This is a genomic window from Parasutterella secunda, from assembly GCF_016901835.1.
Lineage (GTDB): Bacteria > Pseudomonadota > Gammaproteobacteria > Burkholderiales > Burkholderiaceae_F > Aphodousia > Aphodousia faecavium.
The window spans coordinates 1-7631 of record NZ_JACJKX010000029.1; the positions used below are offsets into that span (position 1 = coordinate 1).

The 7631-nt window shown below is 47.0% G+C and carries 7 protein-coding genes; 4 read left to right on the forward strand and 3 right to left on the reverse strand.

From position 1 onward, the window contains the following. Positions 1-105: 105 nt before the first annotated feature. Positions 106-2232, reverse strand: a complete 2127-nt coding sequence (locus H5985_RS09130) for an ATP-dependent helicase (protein WP_205051001.1) — start codon at positions 2230-2232, stop codon at positions 106-108. 180 nt (positions 2233-2412) lie between these two features. Beyond that, entirely contained in the window at positions 2413-3504 is a 1092-nt protein-coding gene (mnmA, locus tag H5985_RS09135; protein ID WP_205051002.1) for a tRNA 2-thiouridine(34) synthase MnmA, read from the reverse strand. Positions 3505-3618: 114 nt separating this feature from the next. On the opposite strand from mnmA, the gene H5985_RS09140 reads away from it, so the two are divergent. The 3 genes from H5985_RS09140 (at position 3619) to H5985_RS09150 (ending at position 6361) form a co-directional block, all read left to right on the forward strand. Beyond that, entirely contained in the window at positions 3619-4692 is a 1074-nt protein-coding gene (locus H5985_RS09140) for an NAD(P)H-dependent flavin oxidoreductase (RefSeq protein WP_205051003.1), read from the forward strand. Positions 4693-4696: 4 nt separating this feature from the next. After that, positions 4697-5335 carry an isochorismatase family protein gene (locus H5985_RS09145; RefSeq protein WP_205051004.1) on the forward strand — a complete coding sequence of 213 codons (639 nt, stop codon included), beginning with the start codon at positions 4697-4699 and terminating at the stop codon, positions 5333-5335. Positions 5336-5425: 90 nt separating this feature from the next. Then, positions 5426-6361, forward strand: a complete 936-nt coding sequence (locus H5985_RS09150; RefSeq protein WP_239481756.1) for a DMT family transporter — start codon at positions 5426-5428, stop codon at positions 6359-6361. A gap of 64 nt (positions 6362-6425) precedes the next feature. Here the strand turns inward: H5985_RS09150 and H5985_RS09155 are convergent, their stop codons facing one another. Beyond that, on the reverse strand, positions 6426-7031 hold the full coding sequence (locus H5985_RS09155) for a phosphoribosyltransferase family protein (protein WP_205051005.1): 606 nt from the start codon (positions 7029-7031) through the stop codon (positions 6426-6428). A gap of 143 nt (positions 7032-7174) precedes the next feature. On the opposite strand from H5985_RS09155, the gene H5985_RS09160 reads away from it, so the two are divergent. Beyond that, positions 7175-7504: a hypothetical protein gene (locus tag H5985_RS09160; RefSeq protein ID WP_205051006.1), complete on the forward strand. Its 330-nt coding sequence runs from the start codon at positions 7175-7177 to the stop codon at positions 7502-7504. Positions 7505-7631: the final 127 nt, after the last annotated feature.

The window sequence follows — 7631 nt, forward strand, 5'->3', positions numbered from 1 at the left end:
TAAGAAGCGTGACCAGGGATGTTATTAATAACCGCCCACTACGGATCCGTACGGTGGGTGGTGTGGAAGGACGGTAGGCAGAATAACTACCTACCTCCTATCCGATTAACCGTGAGTTAAAGGTGCCCGAAACTGAATATCTCGTTCGGTTTCAAGTTTTTCAAACTTGATTTTGTAACTGAGCGATTTGGTATTCACTTCGAGGATACGTCCGATGCCAAAAACCGGGTGGGAGACAAGCTCTCCGACTTGGAAAGCTGTCGCTGTTTGTATAGCGCTTAAACGTTTTACACGTCCTTCAAAACTTTGAGGCAATTCGCGGACGTAATTTAAATTTTCTCTTCCTATGTCAAAAATAAAACGGGAAGGAAGTTTAAAGACATTGTCATTGGCAACGCCTTCGCTGTCGGAGAGATACAGTCTGTTGATGGCACGCGTCATTGCAACATAAGCAATGCGGCGTTCCTCATCCATTTCTTCCGGAGTTGAGATCTTCCGAGAGGGGAAAACGCCTTCATTCAACCCACAGATAAAAACAAAAGGAAACTCCATTCCTTTTGATGAGTGAATGGTCATCAGTTTGACAGCTTCTCGTTTGTCTTTGCCGTCCATGTTGGTTAGAAGCGCTACTTTTGCCAGGAAGTCTTCAAGCGTGGTATCGGGATCTTCGCCTGCTTGTTGCACGGCACGCTTGAGTTCGGCGACATTATCTAAACGCTCCTGATCGGATTGAAGGCGAAGATGGTTTTCGTAACCGCTTAGGTCCAGGATTTTCTGAAGTACGGTTCCGAGCGGGTGCGAGTGTTTCTCATGACTCACCGTTTCGATCGCATAAACATATTTTCTCGCACCGGTTCCTTTAAAAATATCTTGACTGACAGTTCTTTTGAGTGCCTCAAAAAGAGAAATGCGCTCTTGTGCGGCGACTTCTTTCAGGTATTGCAGTTTTTTCTTACCGATTTTGCGAGATGGACTGTTGATGGTTCGCAAAAAGGCGACATCATCGGCAGCTGTGAGCATTCTCAGATAGGCAACACAGTCTTTGATTTCAGCGCGTGAATAGAATTCTGTACCGCTATAAATTTTGTAGTTAAGCGCGTTTCTTGAAAAGCTTTCTTCAAGACTTCGGCTTAAAAAGTGAGAGCGATAAAGAACGGCAATCTGATCAGGAGCAATACCCGAAGTGAGCAGTTTTTTGATTTCTTCTGCTATCCAATCGGCTTCTTCTTTTTCGCTTTGAGCGTGAAAGTACAGAGGACGAGGACCGTTCGGCTTAATGGCGGTGAGCGTTTTGGGATAGCGCAAGACATTCTTTTCGATTAACGCTTCGCTGGCTTTAAGAATTTCAGGGCTTGAACGGTAGTTGGTATGCAAAACAATGGTTTGAGCATCCGGATAGGTTTTATCAAAGTCCAGGAAAAGTTTGACATGAGCATTACGCCATGTGTAAATGGTCTGATCGGGATCGCCGACAATGAAAAGATTTTTATGTTTTCCCGCCAGCATTTGTGCGATGAAATACTGTCTGGCACTCACATCCTGGAATTCATCGACCATCACGTACTGCATCCGTTCCTGCCACTTATGAAGCACTTCTGGAAATTTTCGCAAAATGTAGGCTGTGAAATTAATCAGATCATTGAAGTCACAGGCAAAATTTTTCTTTTGTTCGTAAAGATAACGCAGAAAAATGGCTTCGTTTACTTCATCAGTTTCTGCGATGCGTTTTTCAAGCAGTGCATTATCCAGCGTAAAAATTTCATCGATATAGCCGTCGGCTGAAATTTTTCTGGCCTCCAGCACCTCATCCATTTTTTGTTTGATGGTCGCTTCGCGAAGCGTCAGCCCCAAATCTTCAAAAATTTTCAGCAAAAGTGCTCGTTCGTCTTCGGTGTCTAAGATAATGAAATTTTTCGGGAAATGCAGTGCATGAATCTCTTCTTTCAAAAACTGAACGCAAAAAGAGTGGATAGTACCGATGTAGCCCAGATCCAAATCACCCAACCAGGCGCGGATACGCTGTTTCATTTCGTTGGCCGCTTTGTTGGTAAACGTCACGCAGAGAATATTTCGTGCCGGCACGCCCAACGTTTCGGTCAAATAGCAGTAACGAGCGGTTAATGCACGGGTTTTACCGGTTCCGGGGCCAGCCAACACACGAATGTGGCCTTCAGAAGTGGTAGCAGCCAATTTTTGTTCGGGATTGAGTCCGTTAAGCCAAGGTTGTTGCATATAGAAAATGTTCGCCGATGAAAGTACCAGACAAGTGTAGCCTCAATAGTTTTTTCTTGTTTAATGGCTAACGTTAACCGTTCGTACTTCAAAATTTGACGTTTTTCGAAAGAACTTTGACAAAAGAAAAGCTCAAGGCTGCCGAAACAACCTTGAGCAACAGCTATCAAACGAAAAAGTTTAGTGTTGATCAATGACGTCGATGAAACCGCCGCCAAGACACACCTCTCCGTCATAAATCACTGCACTTTGTCCCGGTGTGACAGCCCATTGCGGGACGGGGAAGTCCAGCGTAAAAGATTCATTCGATATGGCTTTGACCGTGCAATTACCATCGGTTTGACGATAGCGGGTTTTGACCGTGAGGTGGCTGCCGGCTTCAGGCGCTACTCCGCTTACCCAACTGGGCATGACGGCGGTGAGATGGTGACTGAGCAACCACGGATGATCATGCCCCTGTGCGATCCAAAGAGTGTTGGTTGCCATATCTTTTTTGGCCACAAACCAAGGCTCTCCGTTACCTTCACGGCTGCCACCCATTCCGATCCCTTTTCGTTGACCGAGCGTGTAGAAAGCCAGTCCCATGTGCTGACCCACCACTCGGCCATCGGTTGTTTTCATGGGACCGGGATGCGTGGGTAGGTAGCGATTTAAAAACTCACGGAAAGGCCGCTCACCGATAAAGCAGATTCCGGTGGAGTCTTTTTTCTTTGCATTGGGTAGGCCGATTTCTTCGGCAATGCGTCGTACTTCTGTTTTGCGCAATTCACCTACCGGGAAAATCACCTTGGAAATTTGCTCCTGAGTGAGACGGTGCAGGAAGTAACTTTGGTCTTTGGTTTCATCCAAGCCGCGAAGAAGTTGCGTTTTACCATCTGCCCCGACACGTGTCCTGGCATAGTGACCGGTTGCAATGCACTCAGCCCCCATGTTCATGGCATAGTCCAGGAATGCGCGGAATTTGATTTCGGCATTGCAAAGCACGTCAGGATTGGGGGTGCGCCCTGCAGAATACTCACGCAGAAAATCCGAGAAAACGCGTTCTTTATATTCTTTAGCAAAATTGACGGCTTCAATGTCAATACCGATCACATCGGCAACGCTCGTGGCATCGATGAAATCCTGACGAGAAGAGCAGTATTCGCTGTCATCATCGTCTTCCCAGTTTTTCATGAAAAGCCCGATCACATCGTAGCCTTGCTGTTTCAATAAATAGGCCGATACGGACGAGTCCACTCCGCCCGATAAGCCCACAACCACACGTTTTCCCATCTCTATTCATCCTAAAAAGCAGTTGACTTTGCAATTATAGTGACGCCTGCAACCTGTAAAATTACGGAGTTTATTTTTTGTTGCTTTCAATAGATTTGATCAAAGGGTATTTAAATGTTCATTCAAGAACAATTAAAAAAGCAATCGGAAAAACTGACCTCTCTTTTAGGAATTGAGGCGCCGCTTATTGCTGCACCGATGATGGGGGTAACGACAGCTGAAATGACCGCAGCATTCAGTAACGCCGGCGGCCTCGGCGTCATGCCTTGCGGGATTATGCAGGGTTCGGAAATTCTTGAGACAGTCAAAAAAATTAAAGAACTGACCGATAAACCTTTTGCCCTGAATTTGCGAGTTCCGGGAAGAGAAAAAGAAAACGAAGAAGCAACAAAGGCGCTTTTTGATGCTCTTGAACCCCTTCGGGATGAGTTGGGTGTTGAGCACCGTATGCCAACAATTGCGGATTTTGAAGAACAGTTTGAAGCGGTATTGCAGGCCGATGTCCCGGTGGTAAGTTTCAGTTTCGGTGGGCCGCGCGAAGTCTATGCCGAGGCTCTCGAAGCCAGAAAAATCATCATGATGGGGGCAGTCAATTCCACTCGCGAAGCGAAGGTTTTAAAAACGGCGGGTTGCTCGGTCATTATTGCTCAGGGAGCTGAAGCAGGCGGCCCGAGACAGTATTTTGAAAACCCAGTCGAAGGCTCTCAAGTGGGATTGATGGCACTTTTGCCTCCGGTTGTTCGTGTTAGCGGAGAAATCCCCGTTGTAGCGGCAGGTGCCATGATGAGTGCTCAGGCCGTCACAGCAGCAATGATGATGGGCGCCTGCGGAGCGGTCTTGGGCTCCCTTCTTCTGAGATCGAAAGAGTCAGCGTGGCCCCAGTCCCTGAAAGATCAGGTTGCCTGGTGTGATGATGCAGCCACTCGTCTATCGGATATCGGAACGGGGCGACTGAGTCGCATCATTCCAACAGGTATCATTGAAGCGCTCTCAGAGGCCGGATTGGCAGTGAGCCCCTATCCGGGGCAACTTCGAGTGCTTGCCCCGATTTTTGAGGCAGCTGTGGCCCAAAACCGAGGTGATTTATTGGAAATGGCGCTCGGTCAGGCCGCTCAGCTTGCGCCTCAAAGCGATACATGCGCTATAGTGACGAAATTGTCTGATGAATTAAAGAATTATTGGAGATAACGGAATGCCGATTAAGATTTTCACGGCTCTTTTGGTTCAGGATGTTCAAAATGATTTTATGTCAGGGGGTGCTGCGCCCGTTGCAGGAGCCGAAGCTGTATTGGAACCTATATCCAAAATGGCCGCAACATTTGATCGCGTCATCGCTACTCAAGAGTTCCGACCGGAAAATCACGTGATTTTTGCCGATTCTCATGAAGGAAAGAAAGCGGGCGATAAGATTGAGGTAGATGGAAAAGAGGTGGAGCTTACGCCGAAATTTTGTGTGGAGGGGACAACCGGAGCTGATTTTGCCAAAGGTTTGCGTTTGCCCATGTCCCGCGTGATTGCTATTTTGAAGGGCAACGATCCTAAGCTCGATAGTTATTCGGCCTTTTTGGAAGCCGATCGAAAAACACAGACCGGCCTTCAGTCTTACTGCGAAGACCGCTTTGTCAATCGAATTTATCTTTGCGGTCTTTCCAGAGACGGCTCGCTTATCCGCACCGCATTGGACGCACTTCATTACGAGCATCAGCTGTATCTCGTCAGTGATGCCATTGCCGGTTTGAATGAGACAGATGAGTCTGGTTTGAGCCTTTTGAGAGCCAAGGGAGTCAAGTTTGTGACAAGCGATGAAGTCATCGCCAGAGAAATACGCTGACAATCTTTGCGTTTAACTAAAAAGGAGCCTTGAGGGCTCCTTTTTTTGAGACTAAACTGAACAGATATTTAACTTTTCTGAAAGCTAATCATGCAATCGTTGTGGATGGTCGTTGCAGCCGTTTTTTATGCCCTTTATGCGGTGTGTATTAAATTTTCCAGCATGGAAGGAATCGGCTCATTTGAAGTGCTTTTTTATCGTTCTTTTTTCGGGTTGATTATTTTTTACGTGATGATGCGCATGCAGCACATCACGGTCTATACCACTCATCCGATTGATCATATGATCCGTTCTTTTGTAGGAGCGGGTGCTGTGATGGCCGGTATTTATTCCATCTCTCACTTAAACGTCGGTTTGGCGATGACGCTCAATTACACCTCGCCCTTATTTATCGGCTGCTTTACGATCGGCATCTTAATTTTCCAACACAAAGGAATTAACTGGAAACTGCTTTCGACGTTGGTATTAGGTTTCCTGGGTGTGACCGTGATGCTTTCGCCGACTATCACTCCGGAAGAATACTTTCCTGCTGGTGTAGGTTTGGCGGCAGGTTTTTGTACAGCGGTGGCCACAACCTACGTCAAACGTTTGGGCCTTATGAAAGAGCCTGAACTGCGTATTCTTTTTTACTTTGTGTTGGTGGGCACCATTTGCGGATTGGTGGGTACTGTTTTCACAGGAGGCTTCACAATGCCTACGTCGGTGGCAGCGATGGCCATCATCGGCTTTGTACTTTGCTCAACGTGCGCTCAATTTTTCCTCACGCGAGCTTTCAGCCGCGGTAATTTGGTTTTAAGCGGCGCCCTGCAATACACGGTTATTCTGTTTTCAACGCTGATGGGAATGTTTGTGTTCGGCGATAGTGTGAGCTCTGCTGTTGTGGGCGGTATGGTGATGATTGTGGTGGCCGGTATTTTGGCGAGCTACTTTGTCCGTCAGGAAACGCACAAGGCTATCGAAGAGCGCAAACATACCGAAGAAGGTCTGCAGCGTCACTTGCGTCATAAAGAAGCTCGAGATCATTAATTCGAGGCAAAAAAAGCCGGCCCTATTGATCAGGTGCCGGCTTTTTTTTGATCAGTATAAGAAATTAATCTTCGTTTTTAGCAGCTTCCATGTCCTTGAGCGTTTTGATCGGCGTGAAAGTACCGTCGTCATTGGCGCGGAAAACGAAGTGTTCTTTTAAGTAAATTAAATCGGGGCGACCCACGGATTCGAGCTCAGCCAGAATCGCGGCGCGTGCGACTACCTTAGCACCGGCGGCAGTTGCCAGAGCTTCGATCGCCGCCAAAGATTCTCCCGTTGCGAAAACGTCATCAATCAAGGCGATACGTTTGCCTTTGATGCGTTTAGCATCATGACCGTCGAGCCACAAAGTTTGTTGCTTTTGAGTGGTGACGGAATTCAGTGTGTGCGAGAGCGCATTTTGCATATAGGGCTTGTAGCTCTTGCGAGCGACGATGAAGTCCTTCATACCCATCAAGCGGCTCATTTCGTAGGCAAGAATGATGCCCTTGGCTTCAGCGGTCATCAAAAGGTCAACTTCAGGTAAACGCTTGACGAGCTCAGGAGCAGCCGCCTGAACAAGCTCTGTGTCGGAAATCACCACAAAACTGGCAAGCGATAATCTTCCCTTAACGCGGACAAACGGCAGTTTGCGTTTGATACCCAGAAGCTCAAAATCAAAATATTTCATAGGAGGAGAATCCCAAGGAAAAAAAGATAAAAGACAGAAAAAACAGCTCCTTTAATTGTATATCGTAGAGACGAACAAAAAAGGGAAAAATGGCAATTTTTCTGGTCTACAATGAAAGAACAATCTCTGAAAAAGGAGTTTATATGGATCGACGAAATTTCTTGAAAACTTCCCTGATGGGATTGGTTCCGGCAGCGGTTGCTTCGCCGGCTTCGGCGTTGGCAACACCTGCCGCAACGCCGGCGCCACAAAAAGGCATGGGATCATTTAAGACATCGGCTAAATATCCCATGGTGGATTCTCATTTGCATTATGTCGACTTCCTTCAGCAAACAGACGGTTTGAAAAAATTAACCGACGCGATGGACAGTTGCGGTGTTGCACGTTCTGTTCTTTTCGGAATGCCGATGGTAAAGATGTGGGATGCGAGTGCTCCGCAAAAACCTTCCTACTACATGTCCAATGAATTTTGAGTTCTTGAGCCTTAATTGCCTCAGTATTGAGATCAAAGAACCGTCCATCACTGGTGGTCACAGCATGAACAACACCCAAGTCGATCCCGACATCAAGGGTTTTCATTGCCGGTTGTTCAATTTCGAA